The sequence below is a fragment of the Algiphilus aromaticivorans DG1253 genome (genome assembly GCF_000733765.1).
Taxonomy (GTDB): domain Bacteria; phylum Pseudomonadota; class Gammaproteobacteria; order Nevskiales; family Nevskiaceae; genus Algiphilus; species Algiphilus aromaticivorans.
This window is the reverse complement of sequence record NZ_JPOG01000001.1, coordinates 650,237-668,889: the sequence shown is the minus strand read 5'-3', so window position 1 is coordinate 668,889 and position 18,653 is coordinate 650,237. Positions and strand designations below refer to the sequence as shown.

The 18,653-nt window shown below is 65.8% G+C and carries 15 protein-coding genes; 5 read left to right on the top strand and 10 right to left on the bottom strand.

Annotated elements, in window-relative coordinates; genetic code table 11:
* Positions 1–28 precede the first annotated feature (28 nt).
* The 6 genes from U743_RS03165 to U743_RS03140 all read right to left on the bottom strand — a co-directional run bounded on the left by U743_RS03165 (position 29) and on the right by U743_RS03140 (position 5,590).
* Complete coding sequence (locus U743_RS03165) at positions 29–373, bottom strand: HesB/IscA family protein (protein WP_043765470.1); 345 nt, start codon at positions 371–373, stop codon at positions 29–31.
* Positions 370–744 carry a hypothetical protein gene (locus U743_RS03160; RefSeq protein WP_043765468.1) on the bottom strand — a complete coding sequence of 125 codons (375 nt, stop codon included), beginning with the start codon at positions 742–744 and terminating at the stop codon, positions 370–372. Before U743_RS03160 ends, U743_RS03165 begins: the two co-directional genes overlap by 4 nt.
* Positions 741–1,877 (bottom strand): cysteine desulfurase family protein, encoded by a 1,137-nt coding sequence (locus U743_RS03155; RefSeq protein ID WP_232226711.1) that lies wholly within the window; start codon positions 1,875–1,877, stop codon positions 741–743. Before U743_RS03155 ends, U743_RS03160 begins: the two co-directional genes overlap by 4 nt.
* Positions 1,878–1,885: 8 nt before the next feature.
* Positions 1,886–3,025: a cysteine desulfurase family protein gene (locus U743_RS03150; RefSeq protein WP_043765464.1), complete on the bottom strand. Its 1,140-nt coding sequence runs from the start codon at positions 3,023–3,025 to the stop codon at positions 1,886–1,888.
* Between the two features lie 159 nt (positions 3,026–3,184).
* Positions 3,185–3,994, bottom strand: a complete 810-nt coding sequence (cysE, locus tag U743_RS03145; RefSeq protein WP_043770896.1) for a serine O-acetyltransferase — start codon at positions 3,992–3,994, stop codon at positions 3,185–3,187.
* Positions 3,995–4,828: 834 nt separating this feature from the next.
* Entirely contained in the window at positions 4,829–5,590 is a 762-nt protein-coding gene (locus U743_RS03140; protein ID WP_052367468.1) for an RNA methyltransferase, read from the bottom strand.
* A 12-nt stretch (positions 5,591–5,602) separates the two neighbouring features.
* Between U743_RS03140 and U743_RS03135 the strand changes: the two genes are divergently transcribed.
* A complete protein-coding gene (locus U743_RS03135) occupies positions 5,603–6,391 on the top strand; it encodes an inositol monophosphatase family protein (protein WP_043765462.1) in 789 nt (262 codons plus the stop codon).
* A gap of 208 nt (positions 6,392–6,599) precedes the next feature.
* Here the strand turns inward: U743_RS03135 and secF are convergent, their stop codons facing one another.
* From secF to yajC, 3 genes are all read right to left on the bottom strand, one after another.
* Positions 6,600–7,499, bottom strand: a complete 900-nt coding sequence (gene secF, locus U743_RS03130; RefSeq protein WP_052368376.1) for a protein translocase subunit SecF — start codon at positions 7,497–7,499, stop codon at positions 6,600–6,602.
* Positions 7,500–7,550: 51 nt separating this feature from the next.
* Entirely contained in the window at positions 7,551–9,410 is a 1,860-nt protein-coding gene (secD, locus tag U743_RS03125) for a protein translocase subunit SecD (protein WP_043765458.1), read from the bottom strand.
* Between the two features lie 82 nt (positions 9,411–9,492).
* Positions 9,493–9,759, bottom strand: coding sequence for a preprotein translocase subunit YajC (gene yajC / locus U743_RS19445; protein WP_052368375.1), 267 nt, complete (start codon positions 9,757–9,759; stop codon positions 9,493–9,495).
* A gap of 256 nt (positions 9,760–10,015) precedes the next feature.
* Between yajC and U743_RS03115 the strand changes: the two genes are divergently transcribed.
* From U743_RS03115 to ggpS, 4 genes are all read left to right on the top strand, one after another.
* Positions 10,016–11,770 carry an acyl-CoA dehydrogenase family protein gene (locus U743_RS03115; RefSeq protein ID WP_043765455.1) on the top strand — a complete coding sequence of 585 codons (1,755 nt, stop codon included), beginning with the start codon at positions 10,016–10,018 and terminating at the stop codon, positions 11,768–11,770.
* A gap of 354 nt (positions 11,771–12,124) precedes the next feature.
* On the top strand, positions 12,125–13,219 hold the full coding sequence (locus tag U743_RS03110) for a porin family protein (protein ID WP_156966311.1): 1,095 nt from the start codon (positions 12,125–12,127) through the stop codon (positions 13,217–13,219).
* A 97-nt stretch (positions 13,220–13,316) separates the two neighbouring features.
* A complete protein-coding gene (locus U743_RS03105) occupies positions 13,317–14,714 on the top strand; it encodes an MFS transporter (RefSeq protein ID WP_084191311.1) in 1,398 nt (465 codons plus the stop codon).
* Between the two features lie 53 nt (positions 14,715–14,767).
* A complete protein-coding gene (ggpS, locus tag U743_RS03100) occupies positions 14,768–17,035 on the top strand; it encodes a glucosylglycerol-phosphate synthase (protein WP_043765451.1) in 2,268 nt (755 codons plus the stop codon).
* A gap of 6 nt (positions 17,036–17,041) precedes the next feature.
* On the opposite strand, the gene U743_RS03095 is transcribed toward ggpS, so the two are convergent.
* Positions 17,042–18,580, bottom strand: a complete 1,539-nt coding sequence (locus U743_RS03095) for a sodium:solute symporter family transporter (RefSeq protein WP_043765448.1) — start codon at positions 18,578–18,580, stop codon at positions 17,042–17,044.
* Positions 18,581–18,653: the final 73 nt, after the last annotated feature.

Below are 18,653 nucleotides of genomic sequence, written 5' to 3'. Positions count from 1 at the left end.
CGGCATGACAATCCGGTATCGCGCGAATTCAGGAAGCGGCTTCTTCCTCGGCGAGGTGGAAGCTCTCGCCGCAGCCGCAGAGGCCGGTGGCGTTGGGGTTGTCGAAGCGGTAGAGCTCGTTCAGTCCTTCGCGACGGAAGTCCACGTTCAGGCCGTCGAGCATGGGCAGATCGCGCTTGGCGACGACGACCGTGGCGCCGTGCTGCTCGAAGGCGACTTCGTCCTCGCCAACCGCGTCGGCATAGTCGAGCTTATAGGCGTTGCCCGAGCAGCCGGTGGTGGTGACACCCACACGCAGCCCGATGCCCTGCCCGCGCTCGGCGAGCTGGCGACGGATGCGGTCGGCTGCGGCTTCGCTAAGAGTAATGCTCATGATGCCTGTCGATCCTGTCCTGAAAGGGCCTGTGCGAGGCGCGCTGCGAGCGCGGCCATCGCGTCTTCGCACAACAACACACAGTGACGGCGATCCTCCGGAATTTCAAGGCCGTCCATCATCTCGGCTGCCTGCGGCGTGCGACCCGCGTCGAGCTGCTCGGCGCAGTAGTCGGCCGCCGCGATGGTGGTCGGGCAGCCTATGGCCGTGAAACGGTAGCCGCTATCGCTGCGATGAAAGCAGACGCGCAACTGATGAGCCGACGACTCGGCACAGCCGCTGACAGCCTCAGGCGGATGCCCCGCGCGCTGCGGCGCGGTGAATCGCAGCCAGACGGTGGCCGAATAAGCCTGCGGGCCGATGGCCTTCATGCCGCGATGGTGCGCAGCCGCTCCACCGCCGCCCCGATGACGGCGACGGCGCGGTCGATGTTGTCGGCGGTGGTGTCGCGCCCGGTGGAGATGCGCAACGCCGCGCCCGCCTGGCGATCGCTGCGCCCCAAGGCGCGCAGCACATAGCTGGATTCGGCATCGGCGGCCGAGCAGGCCGAGCCCGAGGCCACCGCCAGCTCGGCCGTGGCCGCGCGCAGCGCCTCACCGTGGATGCCGTCAAAAGCGATATTGACGATATGCGGCACGCAGGCGTCGGGGTCGGAATTCATCAGCAGGCCGGGCATCCCTTCCAATCCGCTGCGCAGCCGCTCGGCCAACCCGGTCGCGTGTGCGTAGTCCGCCTCGCACCGGGCCGCGGCCAGCTCCGCGGCGGCGCCGAAGCCGGCGATCTGATGCGTGGCAAGCGTGCCCGAGCGCATGCCCTGCTCGTGACCGCCGCCGTGCATCTGCGCCGCCACCCGCGCCCGCGGCCGACGGCGCACGAAGAGCGCACCGATCCCCTTGGGGCCGTAGCACTTGTGCGCGGACAGGCTCATCAACGCCACCGGAACCTCGGCCATGTCGATGGGCAGCCGGCCCAACGCCTGCGCGGCGTCGACGTGCAGGCGCACACCGCGCTCGGCGCAGAGCGCGGCGATCTCGGCAATGGGATTGATCGCGCCGGTCTCGTTGTTCACCCACATCACGGAAACCAGCGCCGTATCCGGTCGCAGTGCAGCGGCGATATCCTCGACGCGCACACGACCGTCGGCAGCGGGATCGACATAGCTCATCGGCACGCCCTGTTCGGCCAAACGGCCGGCGGCGTCCAACACGGCCTTGTGCTCGATGCGGGTGGTCAGCAGATGCCCGCCGCCGAGAAATTCGAGGCTGCCCTTGATGGCGAGGTTGTCGGCCTCAGTCGCACCCGACGTGAAAACGATCTCCTCGGGCTGCGCACCGATGGCGGCGGCGATCTGCGCGCGCGCCGCCTCGACGGCAGTGGCCGCTTCAGCGCCGGGCGCATGGTCGGAAGCCGGGTTGGCGCCCGCGCCGTCGAGCTGTGCCAGCATCGCCGCGCGCGCCTCATCGGCGAGCGGCGTGCTGGCGGCATGGTCCAGATAGATGCTCACAATGCTCGCTAGGCCATGGCCGCCATCGGCGTCTCACGGATGCGCGCCAGCGCAGAAAGCAGCGCGTCGATGTCGGCGTCGCTGTTGTCCGGACCGACGCTGACGCGCACGGCCGCCTTGGCGATGTCGCGCGGCAACCCCATGCCGAGCAGTACGTGGCTGGGCTCGCCGTGCTCGCTCTGGCAGGCCGAGCCGGAGGAGACCGCAAAACCCTCGCGATCGAAGGCCATCACCATGGCCTCGCCGTCGTAACCGTGTAAGGCGAACTGGCAGGTGTTGGACAGTCGCTCCTGGCCTGCCGCGAAGATGGTGACATCAGACAGCTGTTGCAGGCCTGCCTCGAGCCGATCGCGCAGCGCGCGGCAATGCACGTTGCGCTCGGCGATGTCGCGCGCCGCCACGCGGCAGGCCGCGCCGAAGCCGACGATGCCCGGCGCGTTGAGGGTGCCGCTGCGCATCCCGCCTTCGTGACCGCCGCCGTGCATCTGGGCGTGGATGGTGGTGCCGGCGCGCAGGATGAGCGCCCCGACGCCGCGCGGACCGAAGAGCTTGTGGGCGGAGAGCGCCATCATGTCGGCGCCCGAGCCGGCGAAATCCAGCGCGATCTTGCCGGCTGCCTGCACAACGTCGACGTGCAGAAGCGCATCATGGGCATGCGCCAGCTCGGCGGCGCGCGCGGTGTCGAGAATGACGCCGGTCTCGTTGTTGGCCGCCATCAGGCAGACGAGTCCGACGTCGCCCTGGCCCAGGCGCTGCTCCAGCCACGGCCAGTCCGGATGGCCATCAGCGCTGTGCGGGATGACCTCCACCGGCGTGCCGGTCTCGCGCAGCGCCTCGGCGGCCTCCAGCACGGCCGGGTGCTCGGTGGCCCCGTAGAGCACCGTGCGGCCCGGCTGCGCGGCGGCCGCGCCCTTGACTGCGAGATTGTCGGATTCGGTGCCGCCGCTTGTGAAGATCACCTCGTCCTGGCGACAGCCAACCAGCTCTGCCACCTCGACGCGCGCGCGCTGCACCGCGCCATGCGCGGCGCGGCCGAAGCGGTGCACGCTGGCAGGGTTGCCGAAGGGCTTGGTCAGATGCGGCTGCATGGCCTCAAGGGCCTCGGGATGCAGCGGCGTCGTGGCGTTGTGGTCGAGATATACGGGCATCAGTGAACACTCCTGACGGGTTGTGCCCAGTCGGACGATGCGTGGCCACAGATTACAAGTATGTTCTTGATGTGCTGATAGCGCTGACTAAGTCAGCGCACCAGCTGTGTCATCCCACCAATCTGTGCCATCTGTGGCTCAGCAAAGTGGCGCGTTCCCTCAGACTGCGCCGCGCCCGCCGGATTCCGTGTCGTCGCCCTTCTGCTCGGCCTCGCGCTCTTCCTCCTCGCGGCAGAAGTCGGGCTTCTCCATGGGCTCGATATCCTCCTGTGGCACCGCCTCGCCACGCTCGGCCAGGGTGTCGCAGAGCGAGATAACGCGCTCGTCGAGGGTATGCATGTGATCCAGTATGGCGTTGAGCGCGTCAGCCACCGGGTCCGGCATGTCGCGCGACAGGCCATAGGCGTCGAAGCCCATGCGCTTGGCCATGGCCGCTACGCGCTCGCTGGGCTCACGCGCCTTGGCCACCACGCGGGCCGGAATGCCGACCACGGTAGACGCCGCCGGTACGTCGCGCACCACCACCGAATTGGAGCCCACGCGCACGCCCGCACCGACGGTGATCGGCCCGAGCACCTTGGCGCCGGCGCCGACGACGACGTTGTCCTCCAGCGTCGGATGCCGCTTGCCGCCGTTCCAGCTCGTGCCGCCGAGCGTGACCTGGTGGTAGAGCGTGACGTTGTCGCCAATCTCGGCCGTCTCGCCGATCACCACGCCCATGCCGTGGTCGATGAAGAAACGCCGGCCGATGACCGCACCCGGATGAATCTCGATACCGGTCAGGAATCGCGCGATCTGCGAGTTCATCCGCGCCAGCCAGCGAAGGCCGTTCCGCCACAGCCAGTGGCTGACGCGGTGCGCCCACAGCGCCTTCAGCCCCGGATAACAGGTCAGCACTTCCCAGACGTTGCGGGCTGCGGGATCGCGCTCGAAAACGCAATCAATGTCCTCGCGCATGGTGCTGAACATGGGGGGCCTCATTGCCTGTGGCAGGTGTTGCCATTGTAGAGCCTGCGGCAAGCGCGGCCGCGTTTGATCGGCGACCAGCTGGAAGCAGTTCCGCGCAAAGTATGCGGTTCGCGACTGATCGAAGAGGAAATACCAGTTTGAAAGCAGCGTGCCCGGGAGTTCCGCGCCTGCAACGGGCGCGCTGCCGTTGAAGCGCCATCGCAATGCGCGGGTGACTTTTGTTTCGGCAAAAGTCACCAAAACCATGGTGCCCGCCGGGTGGCCTGCCGCGGCTGCGCCGCGACAGGTTCCCGTCTCGGATGCCGTGCTCGGGGCACGGGCGAACAGGCCATCCATGGCCTGGTCGCCCTCGCTCGACTTCCTGTCTCGCGACCCCTGCGCGCGCCATTCGAGCCGGCCACCCTCAAAGGGCACGGATCGTTCGGGCTCGCCGCTCCGCGGCATCGCTGCATAAGGGGAGCCGCACCAAACGATCGCTTCGTCGCAATCCGGACGTTGCCTGCAGCAATGTCGCGAAGCGACGAGCCGTCTCGATTCCCCCTACACCAGCGCCGGAGCGCCGGGCGAGCGCAGGGGGCAGGCGGCCATGGATGGCCGCCTGAGCATTGCGCGGCAGGGATGCCGCTCAATGCGACCCCGAGCACGCCCGGCGCGGAGGGAACCGGCCCGCCAGGGCCGGCGCTGGTGTCGGGGCGCGGTCTTTTGCTTACTTTTCTATCGCGTAATAGAAAAGTAAGCCGCGCCTCGCTCAAACGCTAATTCGGTAGCTCAGTGCTAACAGGGCGCGGAACCCAGAAGCACAACGCTTCCAATAGGGATGACGAACAGACCCCATCACCGATCTCCCCGATACTTCTCCACCGCGGAAAACATCCCCCGCAGAATATTCGCCTCGACCTTGTCCGGCTCGGCCCGCGCAATCAGCCGACGCAACCGGCGCATCAGGTGACGCGGCTTGTCGGGATCGAGGAAGTCGGTGGCGACCAGCATCCGTTCCAGATGCTCGTAGACGCCTTCCATGGTGGCGTGATCCGCCGGCCGGCGCGGGCGCGTACCGCGCAGACCGCCCAGGGCGGCCATGCGGCATTCGTAGGCCAGCACCTGCACGGCCTGAGCGAGATTCAGCGAGGCGTAGTCGGGGTTGGCCGGAATCTGTACGGCCCGCTGACAGAGCGCGAGCTCGGCGTTGGTCAGGCCGGTGCGCTCGGCGCCGAAGACGATGGCGGTACGACCGGCGGGCGCAGCAGCCCACTGCCCTGCCCAGCTGCGTGCATCGCTGACTTCCAGTGAAATGCCGCGACGGCGCGCGGAGACACCTACCACCTGCGAGCAGTCGGCGAGCGCCTCGGCGAGGTTGTCGAAGCGCTGCATGGCGTCGAGAACATCGACTGCACCGCTGGCCATCGCCCAGCTTTGCTCGTCGGGCGGGGCCTGCGGCGCGACCAGGGCGAGGTCGGACAGGCCCATGGTCTTCATGGCGCGGGCCGTTGCGCCGATATTGCCGGGGTGCTGGGTGCGTACCAGCACCACGCGCAGCCCACTCAGGGAGGCATCGGTGCTTTTGCTATGCTGCGCGCCCTCTAGCGGCTCTTTCATCGGTCCTTATCCGTGCATCCATTGGTCAATGTGGGCGTGCAGGCTGCACGCGCCGCCGGTCACATCATTCTGCGCCACGCGCACCAGACGGATCGCCTGACCGTCACGTCCAAGGGCAAGAGCGATTTCGTCTCGGAGGTCGATCGCACCGCCGAGGCCGAGATCACGCGCATTATCCGCCGCTACTATCCCGACCACGCCATTCTCGGCGAGGAAGGCGGGGCCTCCGGGGACTCGGACACGGTCTGGATCATCGACCCGCTCGATGGCACGACCAATTTCCTGCACGGGATTCCGCATTATGCGGTTTCCATCGGCGTCACCTATCGCGGCAAGCTCGCGCACGCGGTGATCTACGAGCCGAATACCAACGATCTGTATACCGCTACGGCGGGCGGCGGCGCGCAGTGCAACTCGCGCCGCATCCGCGTTTCGCGCACCGATTCGCTGGACCGGGCGCTGATCGGCACGGGCGCCCCCTTCCGGGATGAGGAGCGCATCCAGCGTTATCTCCCGCAGCTCGGCGGCGTGCTGAACGAGACCGCAGGCATCCGCCGCGCCGGCTCGGCGGCGCTGGACCTGGCCTGGGTTGCCAATGGCCGGCTCGACGGCTTCTGGGAGAACGACCTCAAGCCATGGGATATCGCCGCCGGCGTGCTGCTGGTACGCGAGGCCGGTGGCACCGTAACCGAGCTCTATGGTCGCAATGACGTCATGGACACCGGCAACGTCCTCGCCTGTAATTTGCCCATCCATACGGCGCTGGAACGGGCGATTCACTCGGCGTCGCGACCCGACTAGAAACGGCACACCGCCGCGAGGGGACAACGGCGTCGAAAGGCGCCCACTAACCGGCCCCAAGCCATTGTGAGGCTGGATTCTGCCTGACGTTGTGGCATTTCTTGTCGGCCCGAAGGCCGACAAACAGCCGGCTCCGTTAGCCCGAGCAAGAGGCGGCCGGACTGGCGTGAAGCAGGCGCCCTCTGCAAGCGGTTTCTTTGCCGTCCGCTCAGGGCATATCGTCGACTTTCTCGTCCTCGTCCTGTGGCGGCAGCAGATCGTCGTGCTTGACGCCGAGGCTGGGCAGCAGGCCGCTGGCGATAAAGACCGAGGAATAGGTGCCAACGAGGATGCCGACGATCAGCGCGATGCTGAAGTTGTGCACCACGCTGCCGCCGAAGATGAAGAGCGATATCAGCACGATCAGGGTCGTGCCGCTGGTGACGATGGTCCGCGCCAGCGTCTGGTTGACCGAGGCGTTAATGACCTCGATGGGCTCGCTTCGCCGCAGATTCAGGAAATTCTCGCGGATACGGTCGTAGACGACGATGGTGTCGTTGAGCGAGTAGCCGATGGTGGCCAGAACGGCCGCCAGCACGGTCAGGTCGAACTCCAGGCCGAGCAACGAGAACCAGCCGAGCACGATGATCGCGTCGTGCGTGGTTGCAGCGATGGCGCCTACCGCGAACTTCCATTCGAAACGGAAAGCGACGTAGATGAGAATGCCGATCAGAGCGAAGAGCGCGGCCAGCGCGCCATCGATGGCGAGCTCATCGCCGACGGCTGCGCCCACGAACTCCACGCGCCGAACTTCCGGCTCCTGCCCGGCACCGCGCAGAGCGGCCAGGATGCGGTCGCTGACGTCCGCGGCATCGTCCGTTTCGCCCGATTCCATACGCACCAGCACGTCGGTCTGGGTGCCGAAGTACTGGACGCTCGCCGAGCCGAGCTCGGCCTCGGCCAGTGCATCACGCACCGGCGCCAGTTCGACAGCCTCGTCATAGCCGAGCTCGACAAGCACACCGCCACTGAAGTCGATGCCCGGATTCAGGCCTCGAGTTGCCAGCAGGACCACGCTGGCAACGAGCAGGAGTAGAGAGAACAGCACGGCCGGTCGCCGGTGCCGCATGAAGTCGATGCTTGGATAATGCTTGAAAAGGCGCACGAATAGCCTCGACGACTAAATGGGCAGATCGGCCATGCGCGCGCGCCGGCCGTAAACGATATGGACCAGTGCGCGCGTGGCGACGATGGCCGTGAACATCGAGGTGGCGATGCCGATGGACAGAGTCACCGCGAAGCCCTTGACCGGCCCGGAGCCGAGCGCGAAAAGCACAACGGCGGCGATCAGGGTCGTCACCTGCGAGTCCGCAATGGTCAGGAAAGCGCGCTCGTAACCGGAATCGATGGCCTGCAGCGCCTGCGTACCGCGATAGATCTCCTCGCGGATGCGCTCGTAGATCAACACGTTGGCGTCCACCGCCATGCCCAGCGTCAGCACGATGCCAGCGATGCCAGGCATGGTCAGCGTGGCCTGAATCATCGACATGGCGGCGATAATGAGCGTCAGGTTGAAGACCAGCGCAACGTTCGCGAGCAGGCCGAAGACCTTGTAGTAGATCCCCATGAAGATCAGAACCGCAATCAAGCCGGCGACGGCCGCCAGCTGGCCCTGCGCGATGTTGTCAGCACCCAGGCTGGGGCCGACCGTGCGTTCCTCGACGATAACGACGGGCGCGGCCAACGCACCGGCGCGCAGCAGCAGGGCAAGGTCGCGGGCTTCCTCGCTGCTCAGGCCGGTGGTCTGGAAACGCTTGCCAAAGACGCCGCGAATGGTGGCGATCGAGATGATCTCCTCGATCTCGTTGGTCTCGCGGATCGGCTCGCCCTTGGCGTTGTAGGTGGTGATGACCTCCGTCTCGCGGAACAGCACCGCCATCGGCTTGCCGACGTTCTGCTGCGTAAACTCGAACATGCGGTCGGCACCGGCGCCGTCCAGCGTCACCGACACAGCCGGCGTACCGCTCTCCTGGTCGATGGTGGCCTGGGCGTCCACAAGCTGATTGCCGCTGGCGATGATGTCGCGTTTGAGCAGGGTCGGGCGATTGCCCTCGCGCGTGTAGAAGAGCTCACTACCGAAAGGCACCTGACCGGTACGCGCGGCCCGCTCGGCATCGCCGTCCTGATCGACGGGCCGGTACTCCAGTGTGGCAGTGGCGCCGAGCAGATCCTTGACGCGCGTCGTGTCCTGCACGCCGGGCAACTGCACGACGATGCGGTCCTCGCCCTGACGCTGCACCAGCGGCTCGGAGACGCCCAGCTGGTTGACGCGATTGCGCAGCGTGGTCAGGTTCTGCTTGACGGCGAAGTCGGCGATGCGCTCGCGCTCTTCCTCGCTGAGTTGCGCCGTCAGGCCGGGGGTAGCGCCATCCTCGGCGGAGAAGCTCAGCTCGGGGAATTCCTGCTGCAGCACGCCCATGGCGCGCTCGCGGCGCTCGGTATCGGCGAACTCAAGCGTGACGACGCCTTCTTCGAGATTCCGGCCGGTGTAACGGATGTTCTCGGTGCGCAGATAGGCGGGAAGATCGGTGAGGTAGCGCTCGGCGGCGCGGTTGAGCGCCTCCGGAATATCGACTTCCAAAAGAAAATGCACGCCGCCGCGCAAGTCGAGCCCCAGATTCATCGGCCGTGCACCGATCTCGACCAGCCAGTCGGGAGTGCGCGTCGCCATGTTCAGCGCTACCACGAAATCACGGCCCAGCTCCGGGCGCAGCATCTCGGCAGCCGCCAGCTGTTGGTCCGCACTTTCCATGCGCACCATCAACTGGCCGTCAACCATGCGCGCCGAGCTATAGGCCAGCCCGGCCTCCTCGAGCAGCGACAACACACGCTGCTGTGCCTGCTCGGCGACACGCTGGTCGTCGCTGCGGGACACCTGCAGCGCCGGATCCTCACCGAAGACGTTGGGCAGCGCGTAAAGCGCGCCGACCAGCAGCGCGACGAGGAGCACGATGTATTTCCAGACAGCAAAGGGTTTCATGCACGGGAACCGGCAGTGGAACGGTCGAGGACGCGACGCACTTGCGACGGGCGTCCGTGGACGGTGGCGGCGCGGCGGCCTGTCAGGACTCCGTCAGCGACCCTTTGGGCAGCACGCTGGCGATGGACTGCTTCTGCACCTTGATGATCACGTTCTCGGCGATCTCCACCGAAACGAAGTGCTCGCCCAGCTCGTTGATGCGGCCGGCCAAGCCACCTCCGGTGATCACCTCGTCGCCTTTCGACAGGCTGGCGATCATGTTGCGGTGCTCCTTGTTCCGCTTCATCTGCGGGCGGATGAGCAAGAAGTAAAAGACCACTACCAACAGAATGAGCGGGAGGAAGCTCATGATGGCATTGGGCTCGGCCTGCGCCTGCTGCGCGTGGGCCGTACCGATCAGTACGTCGAACACGTTGCGAAACTCCTCAATGGATCCGGGTGGAACACCGCAAGCGGCGTATCTAACCCTGCGAGTATGCCAGAGGCAGCGCCGCGGACCCGGCGAAGAGCCGAGGCCGGCACCCGCTCTCGACGCGCGCGCCGGCCGCGCGCAAGGCTGCGATAATGCCGGGTTCCCGCAATCAGATATCCGGTAGAGGATCCCCATGGCGCATTACAAGGTCCCACAGAAAGACATCCTGTTCGCACTGCACGATGTTCTCGAAGTCGACAAGCTCGCCGAGCTGCCGGGCTTCGAGGAAGCGACCTCCGAAATCATCGACGGTGTCGTCGACGAGGCTGCGAAATTCGTCGAGGGCGTGATCGAGCCGCTGCGTGAAAGCGCCGACGCCGTGGGCGCGCGCTGGCAGGACGGCGACGTCATCCTGCCCGACGGCATGAAGGAGGCCTACAAGCAGTTCGTCGACGCCGGCTGGGCGAGCCTGTCCACGCACACCGATTTCGGTGGCCAGGGCTTGCCCTTCGTGCTCTCCAAGGTGGTCGAGGAGATGCTCTGCGGTGCCAATGTCTCCTTCGCGCTCTACCCGGGACTGACCAGCAGCTGCTTTGAGGCCATCGAGGCCGTCGGCTCCGATGAGATCAAGCAGCTCTATCTGCCCAAGCTCGCCACCGGCGAGTGGTGCGGCACCATGTGCCTGACCGAGCCGCAGGCCGGCTCGGACCTCGCCGCCATCAAGACCAAGGCGACGCCAAACGATGACGGCAGCTATTCGCTGGAGGGGATGAAGATCTTCATCACCGGCGGCGAGCACCAGATGGCCGACAACATCGTGCATCTGGTGCTCGCACGCACCCCGGATGCCCCGGCCGGCATCAAGGGCCTGTCCACTTTCGTCGTGCCCAAGTACATGGTCAACGACGACGGCTCCCTCGGCGAGCGCAACCAGCTGCGTTGCGTCTCCATCGAGCACAAGATGGGCATCCACGCTTCCTGCACCTGCACCATGGGCTTCGACGGCGCCAAGGGCTGGATGGTCGGCGAGCCGAACCACGGCATCCAGAACATGTTCATCATGATGAACTTGGCCCGGATCATGGTCGGCTTCCAGGGCCTGGGCCAGTGCGAGCTGGCCACGCAGAACGCCATCGCCTACGCCGGCGAGCGCAAGCAGGGCAAGAGCTTCGCCGGCACCGAGGCCATCATCGACCACCCGGACGTGCGCCGCATGCTGCTGACCATGCGCGCCTACACCGAGGCCGGTCGCGTCATGGCACTGGATACCTCGATGCACGTCGATATTGCTAACCGGCATCCCGACGCCGCCGAGCGCGAAGCCGCCCAGGACCACGTCGAGCTGATGACACCGCTGGTCAAGGCCTTCCTCACCGACGCCGGCTTCGAGCTCGGCTCGCTGGCCGTGCAGACCTACGGTGGCCATGGCTTCATCCGCGAGCACGGCATCGAACAGATCATCCGCGACAGCAAGATCCTGGCGCTCTACGAGGGCACCAACGGCATCCAGGCCATGGATCTCGTCCGCCGCAAGCTGCAGCTGCATGGCGGTCGCCTCCCCGGCCGCTACTTCGCCCGCGTACGCGCCGATCTGGACGCCGGTGGTCCGGAATGGCTGGTCGACCCGCTGCGCGAGGCGCTGGAGCAACTCGAGACCACCACCAAGACCTTCCAGGAAGGCTTCCGCGACGATCCCACCGACGCCGCCTACGGCTGCTGCGACTATCTGCGCGCCTTCTCGCTGGTGACCCTGGGCCACGCCTGGCTACGCAGCCTGCGCGCGGCCGACAAGCACCGCGACAGCGCCTTCGCGGAAGCCAAGTACGTCACCGCGCAGCATTTCGCCACGCGTCTGCTGCCGCACGCGGTCACGCTCTGCCGGACGGCTTCGGCGCCAGCGACGCCGATCATGGGCAAGTCAGCGGCGCTGCTCAATGCTGCGGCCTGATAGCGCCAGGGCGCTAGCGGTCGATGCTTCATAAGGGGCCCTTCGGGGCCCTTTTCTTATGTCGCGACAGAACTTGAATGACGCACCGCAACTTTGCCAATGCCCCGCTGCACCGTTAAGGTGCTGACAAAGGGACAGGGAGAAGCTCCAAAGTAGGGGCTAGGGAGCAAACGGTGCCAGATCGGCCTGCACAGGCGATGCGAACCGCAGCACCCATGCCGCAGCGCTTCGCTGCCGGCTCGCGATATCCCGCCGACTCACACCAAGAATCGAGGGCGCGCGGTCTCCGCGGGCTCGCGACGACCGATCGGCTGGATAAACCGGCCGCTCCATTCCAAGTGCAAGGGGACTAGCATGAAGAAAGAGATAGGGGCTTTCGCGCTCGCGGCCGCCGTCATGGCGCCGGTAGCTTCGGTGCAGGCCGAGGAAGAGGACGGCATCCATGTCGGCGGCGCCGTACGTTTTCAGTACAGCTTCGAGGACTACACGCCTCAGAACCGAAACCGTGGCGGCGATCTGGACCTGGACACCTTCCGGATCAATCTCGACGGCACCTTAGGAGACGTCATCCTGTCCGCCGAATGGCGCTACTACCAGTACATGCAGGTCATCCACCACGCATGGGTGGGCTATGACTTCAGCGACGCATGGCAGGGTCGCGTTGGCATCCAGCAGGTACCTTTCGGCGTGCGACCCTACAACTCGCACAACTTTTTCTTCAGCAGCGCGTACTACGTCGGGCTTGAGGATGACTATGACTTCGGTGTGGTGGCAGACGGTGACTTGGGCGCCATCGGCCTGCAGATCGGATTCTTCAAGAATGACGAACAGGGCGGACTGGATGGATTCGTCGACAACAGAACCGACCGGTATTCTTACGACGTAATAAGCGACGGGACCAATCCAATCGCTGAGAAAAATACAGCGTCTCTGCGGGCGACTGTAGATGCCGCTGGCACAGAGTTCGGTCTTTCCGGGCTTTACGGTGGATTGGAAGGAAGCAGTGGTTCGGCTGGTGACTACATGGCCTACGCCGCCCACATGAACGGCAACTACGGCCCCGTGAACGTGATGCTTCAGATCGCGGACTATGAGTACGACCTTGACAACGGCAACGAGGCCCTTGGCGTAGGGGCGTACTCGTTCGCGGATTCAATCGCTTCGGAAGCGACCATTTACACGGCGAACCTTGCCTACAACATTGAAACGCAGATCGGCCCCATCACGGCGATTCAGCTCTACAACGACTACAGCCTGATAACCGACAAGTCAGCGGATCTTCGGGATACGCAGATGAATGTCACTGGCTTTTCTGTCGTTGCCGGCGGCATCTTTGCCTATTTCGACTTCATCATGGCGCGCAACCAGCCGTTTATCGGCGGCACAATGGTGGGGAACGAAACCGACTGGAACAGCCGCTTCAACATCAACGTCGGCTACTACTTCTAGCATCACCGTTCGTCCGGCAAATGCTGGGCACCGCGGTATTTTCGGGCGGACGCGATAGAATCGCGCCCGCCCATTCTTTTGCCCGCAGCGCCGCCGCATGACCTCGCGCATCTTCCCAATTTCCGCGCTGCTGGGCGGTGTCGCATTGCTGCTTCTCGGCGGCGGTCTCCTGGGCACGCTGCTGGCCGTGCGTGGCGGCCTCGAAGGCTACTCGACGACAGTCATCGGTCTGGTGATGTCGGCCTATTTCGTCGGCTTCCTGTTCGGCACCGGCATCGCCCCGATCGTTATCCGGCGCGTCGGTCACATCCGGGCCTTCGCCATCTTCGCCGCTGTAGCCTCAACGACAGCGCTGGTCCACGCCATATGGGTCGATCCCTGGGTCTGGGCCCTGCTGCGCTTGCTTACCGGCATCGCCATCGTTGGCCTCTACAACGTCATCGAGAGCTGGCTGACCGCCCAGGCCACCAACGAGAGCCGTGGCGGCATCTTCGCGGTCTACATGATCGTCAATCTGCTGGCGCTTGCCGCCGGCCAGTGGCTGATCCTGGTGGCGTCGCCCACCAGCTTCGAGCTGTTTTCGCTGATCGGCATCCTCGTCGCGTTGTCGCTGATTCCGGTGGCGCTGACGCAGCTGGGACAGCCGGATGCCACCCTGAGCGAGAGCGTGCCACTCGGGCTCGTCCTGCGGGCCGCACCGGTCGCAGCGGTGGGAGGCTTCGGATCGGGACTGGTGATGGGCGCTTTCTGGGGCATGGGGCCACTCTTTGCCCAGCGCATCGGCCTCGACGAGCGCGGCGTCGCGGCATTGATGAGCCTTACCATTGTCGGCGGCGCACTGCTGCAGCTGCCCATCGGCCGCTATTCCGACCTTCACGACCGACGCCGCGTCATGGGTCAGGTAGCGGCGGGTGCCGCACTGGCGGCTATTGTCGGGGCGCACGCGCTGAGCTACTGGCCGCTCTCCATCTACGCCACCATGGCTGTATACGGCGGGCTGGCCTTCGCGATCTACCCCTTGTGCGCCGCGCACCTGTCGGACTGGCTGGACGCCGATCAGCTCATCGGTGGCAGCGGCTGGCTGCTACTGCTGCACGGCGCAGGCGCGGCCTTGGGCCCTCTGCTCGCTGGTTGGTTCATCGGCGTCATGGGAGCGGGCAGCCTGATGTTGTATTTCTCGATCCTGCTGCTGCCTGTTGCCTGGTTCGCCGGCTGGTACGCGTCGCCGCGCAGAGCCGATCCGGCACTCGCCGAAGATCAGTCGAGCCACTTCGTGCCGATGGTACGCACCTCCCCAATGGCCTGGGAGATGCTCGTCGCCGAAGAGGAGGCGGGCATGCGTATCGCGGCCTGGACACCCGATCCGGACGCAGAGCTCGACGAAGAAATCGCCGAAGCCGAGGCCTATGCCGATGCTCATGAATCGGAGGAAGAAGCCAGCGACGAAGGCATTGGCGACAACGAGGAAGCACCGGCGCCCTTCGGTCAGCCCTGACCGGCACCGGTCGCTGGTAGGCAGAGTGGAACGATTACGGTAAGAATAGGCGAATGCTGCTAGCAACCGATCTCGACGGCACCTTCCTGGCAGGCTCCGCGGAAGACCGACACCGCCTCTATTACCTCATCGACCGGCATCCGGATATCCAGCTCGTCTACGTCTCCGGGCGCGGGCTGGAAGCGGTCATGCCGGTACTCGATGACCCGGCCCTGCCGACCCCCGACTACGTCATCTGCGATGTCGGCGCGACCGTGGTCAACGGCCACACGCGTCAACCCATCCAGCCGCTGCAATCGCGCATCGAAGCGCACTGGCCTGGCGACCAGGTGGTGGTGGAGGCCATGTCCGGCTTTCCCGGTCTGGAACGCCAGGCGCTGCCGCAGGAACGCCGCTGCTCCTACTTCTGCGACGGCGACGCCGTCACCGATGGCGTACGCGAAGCCGTGGAGCGACTGGGGCTGGACCTGCTGTACTCGGCGGATCTCTACCTCGACGTGCTGCCGCGCGGCGTCAACAAGGGCAGCACGCTGGAAGCGCTGATCGCGCATCTGGAGGTCGATCCCGAGAAAGTGCTGACAGCCGGCGATACGCTCAACGACCTGTCCATGCTCCAGACCGGCTTCAAGGGCGTGGCCGTGGGCAGCTCCGAAAAGGGGCTACTGGAAGCCACGTGCAACAACGCGCGTGTGCTGCACGCGAAACGACCCGGCTGCGGGGGCATCCTGGAGGCCATCGCCCACTTCGGTTTCCTCGGCGAGCACGGCGTCAGCGCCATCGACACGCGCGAGGCCGATTCCGGCAAGGCCGAGCTGGTCGTCGTCTACCATCGCCTGCCCTATGAGGAGTACGTCGACAACGGCGTGCTCAAGCGACGCGGGCACAGCTCCCCCAACGGCATCATCCCGACGCTGCTGAGCTTTTTCTCCGGCGGCCGCAAGGGCGCCTGGGTGGCGTGGACGACGCACGAACCGCGCAAAGGCGACTTCGAGGCCCACACCAGCGTCGACGAAGAGGCCTATCCGAATCTGGTCTGCTCGCGCGTTCTGCTGACCAAGCAAGATGTCGACATCTTCTACAAGCGCTTCTCCAAGGAAGCCTTCTGGCCGACGTTGCACACCTTCTGGGAACGCGCGGTCTTCCGAGAGGAGCACTGGCAGGTCTTCAAGCGCGTCAACCGCATCTTCGCCGAGGCCGCGGCGCGCGAGGCCGCCGAGGGCGCGGTGGTCTGGATCCACGACTACAACCTGTGGCTGGTACCGGCCTTCCTGCGCGAACTGCGTCCGGACCTGAAGATCGCCTTCTTCCACCACACCTACTTCCCCTCCGCCGACGTCTTCAACGTCATTCCGTGGCGCCGACAGATCGTGGGCAGCCTGCTGCAGTGCGACTACGTCGGCTTCCACATCCCGCGCCAGGTGGAGAACTTCGTGGACGTGGTGCGCGGCTCGGCACCCTCCACGATCCTGGAGCGCGCGCACTGCGCGCCGCGCTTTCTGACCTATGGCTGTGCCATGGGCCTGGAAACCGTGACCACCGCGCTGCAGATCAACGAACGCGTCGTGCGGCTGGGCGCCCATCCCGTCGGGCTGGACATCGGCCGCGTGCAGGGCGCACTGGAGCGTGCACGGGCCGCCGGTGCTCTGGATGCGCTGCGCGAGGAAGTCGCCGGCGTGAAGCTGATCCTGTCGGTGGAGCGGCTGGACTACACCAAGGGCACGCTGGAGAAGCTGATCGCCTACGAGCGGCTGCTGGACGACCAGCCGGAGCTGCTCGGCAAGGTCACGCTGATGCTGATCTGCGTGCCGGCCGCCGCCGAGATGCGCGTCTATGCCGAGCTGGAGACGCAGATCGAGCAGGCCGTGGGTCGCATCAACGGCCGCTTCTCGCAGGTGGGCTGGACGCCCGTGCAGTTCTTCTTCCGCCCCGTGCCCTTCGATGACCTCGTCGCCTACTACGCCATGGCCGATGTCATGTGGATCACGCCGCTGCGCGACGGCCTCAATCTGGTGGCCAAGGAGTACGTCGCCGTGCAGGGCTCCATAGAGGGTCGCGGCGTATTGGTGCTCTCGGAGTTCGCCGGTGCAGCCGCCGAACTCAAGGGCGCACTGCTCACCAACCCGCACGACACCGCCGATCTCGTCTCGGCCCTCTACGTCGCGCTCAACATGGGCCGCGCCGAGGCCGAAGGCCGCCTGCGCCAGCTCTACGAGATCGTCTCCTACTACGATCTCGCGCGCTGGGGCGACGACTTCCTGGAAGCCGTCAATGCGCCGGGCCCGGAGCCCATTGCCGAAGGCGAACCGCGCGACTTCAACTGAGGCTGCTCACCAGAAGATCGCCACGATCACGGCCGTTGCCGCGACCAGCAACGCCGCGATCCAGCGCACGTCGCGCGGCATGGCCTCCTCGGCACCCGATTCCGGCAGCACCCGACGCCCGCCTTCGGTTTCCACGAGCTGCCACGCCCAGGCGGCGACCAGGCTGACGCCCAGCAGCAGGCCAGCGACCACCGTGAAGTGGATGCTCAGCCACCCCAGTTGCGTGGCCGTGAACCAGACCACGCTGACGACATGCCCCGTCACCGTCGCGCGCAGTGCCGCCCGCGCGCTCAGCCATTCCGTGAAGCGCCCGAGCAGGAAGACCGCCACCAGCGGCGGGGTCGCATAGGCAAAGCCCTGCTGCAGGTAGGCGAAGAGACCGGGGAATCGATCGATCATCGGCGCCCAGACCGCGGCGAGCACCATCAGGCTCAACGTCACGATGCGACCGGTGCGTGCCATCTTCCGGGCATCCCAGCCCGGGCGCCGCGGCTGGATGAAGTCCACCGAGATCAGCGTCGAAGACGAGTTCAATGCCGAGTCCACGCTCGACATGATCGCGGCCAGCAGGCCGGCGAGAATCAGCCCAGCAACACCGATAGGGGCGTACTCGGAGATGAGTGTCGGAAAGACCATGTCCGCGCGCTCCAGATCGGTGAAAAGTGCAGCGGCCATGGCGCCGGGCAGCACCATGATGAACAGCGGCATCAGCTTCAGCGCCGCGGCCAGCATCGCGCCACGCCCGGCCGTGGCCGCGTCGCGCGCGCCGAGTAGCCGCTGCGAAACGTATTGATTCATGGTCCAGTAGTAGAAGCCCAGCACCGGCAAGCCAATCAAGGTGCCCAGCCAGGGAAGATTGGGATCGTCCAGGGGGCGGATGAGCGAGAGATTCTCGGCCGGCAGCGCTGCCACCACCGCCGACCAGGAGTAGTCGAACTCGCCGAAGACCATCACCGTGAGCAGCAGCGAGCCCGCGAGCAGCACGCAGCTCTGCAGCACATCGGTATAGGCCACGGCGCGCAGCCCACCGGCAGCGGTGTAGAGCCCGGCCGCCACGGCGATGATCACGATAGTGGGGGTCAGCGTCAGCGCCGGAAAGAACATCAGCAGCACGAGCGCACCCGCGTAGAGACTACCGGCGGTATCGAGCACGATGCTCAGAAAGACCGTCACCGCTGACAGATACTTGCGCAGGCGCGCATCGAAACGCTGCTCCAGCCACTCCGGAATGGTGGTGACGCGCCCCCGCAGCAGGCGCGGCATGACGAAAAAGGCCGAGAAGATCAGCACCAGCCCGGCCATCCATTCATAGTTGGCCACGGCAATGCCCGACTCCCAGGCCGCGCCGGGCAGCCCGATCAGCGTCGTCGAGGAAATATTCGACGCGAATAGCGACAGCCCGACCACGCCGACGCCGAGGCTACGCCCGGCGAGAAAGAGTTCGTCGGAATCCGGCCGTCGCTGCGCCACGCGCAGGCACACCGCCAGCACGACCAGCAGATAGATCAGCAGCACGCCGTAATCCAGCCAGTGCAGCCCGTCCATCGTCGCCTCCAGCGAAGTGACTAACCCTGAACTAAGCACAGCTGCACCGCAGGGGCAAGGGGCTGCTAGGCTT

What these genes read in the sequence shown, in the direction of transcription:
- ggpS (WP_043765451.1), top strand. Translation starts at nt 14,768, where the DNA reads ATGCTGCTAGCAACCGATCTCGACGGCACCTTCCTGGCAGGCTCCGCG.
- U743_RS03095 (WP_043765448.1), bottom strand. Translation starts at nt 18,580, where the DNA reads ATGGACGGGCTGCACTGGCTGGATTACGGCGTGCTGCTGATCTATCTG.
- secD (WP_043765458.1), bottom strand. Translation starts at nt 9,410, where the DNA reads ATGAAACCCTTTGCTGTCTGGAAATACATCGTGCTCCTCGTCGCGCTG.
- U743_RS03105 (WP_084191311.1), top strand. Translation starts at nt 13,317, where the DNA reads ATGACCTCGCGCATCTTCCCAATTTCCGCGCTGCTGGGCGGTGTCGCA.
- U743_RS03140 (WP_052367468.1), bottom strand. Translation starts at nt 5,590, where the DNA reads ATGAAAGAGCCGCTAGAGGGCGCGCAGCATAGCAAAAGCACCGATGCC.
- secF (WP_052368376.1), bottom strand. Translation starts at nt 7,499, where the DNA reads ATGCGGCACCGGCGACCGGCCGTGCTGTTCTCTCTACTCCTGCTCGTT.
- U743_RS03150 (WP_043765464.1), bottom strand. Translation starts at nt 3,025, where the DNA reads ATGCCCGTATATCTCGACCACAACGCCACGACGCCGCTGCATCCCGAG.
- U743_RS03115 (WP_043765455.1), top strand. Translation starts at nt 10,016, where the DNA reads ATGGCGCATTACAAGGTCCCACAGAAAGACATCCTGTTCGCACTGCAC.
- yajC (WP_052368375.1), bottom strand. Translation starts at nt 9,759, where the DNA reads ATGAGCTTCCTCCCGCTCATTCTGTTGGTAGTGGTCTTTTACTTCTTG.
- U743_RS03110 (WP_156966311.1), top strand. Translation starts at nt 12,125, where the DNA reads ATGAAGAAAGAGATAGGGGCTTTCGCGCTCGCGGCCGCCGTCATGGCG.
- cysE (WP_043770896.1), bottom strand. Translation starts at nt 3,994, where the DNA reads ATGTTCAGCACCATGCGCGAGGACATTGATTGCGTTTTCGAGCGCGAT.
- U743_RS03165 (WP_043765470.1), bottom strand. Translation starts at nt 373, where the DNA reads ATGAGCATTACTCTTAGCGAAGCCGCAGCCGACCGCATCCGTCGCCAG.
- U743_RS03160 (WP_043765468.1), bottom strand. Translation starts at nt 744, where the DNA reads ATGAAGGCCATCGGCCCGCAGGCTTATTCGGCCACCGTCTGGCTGCGA.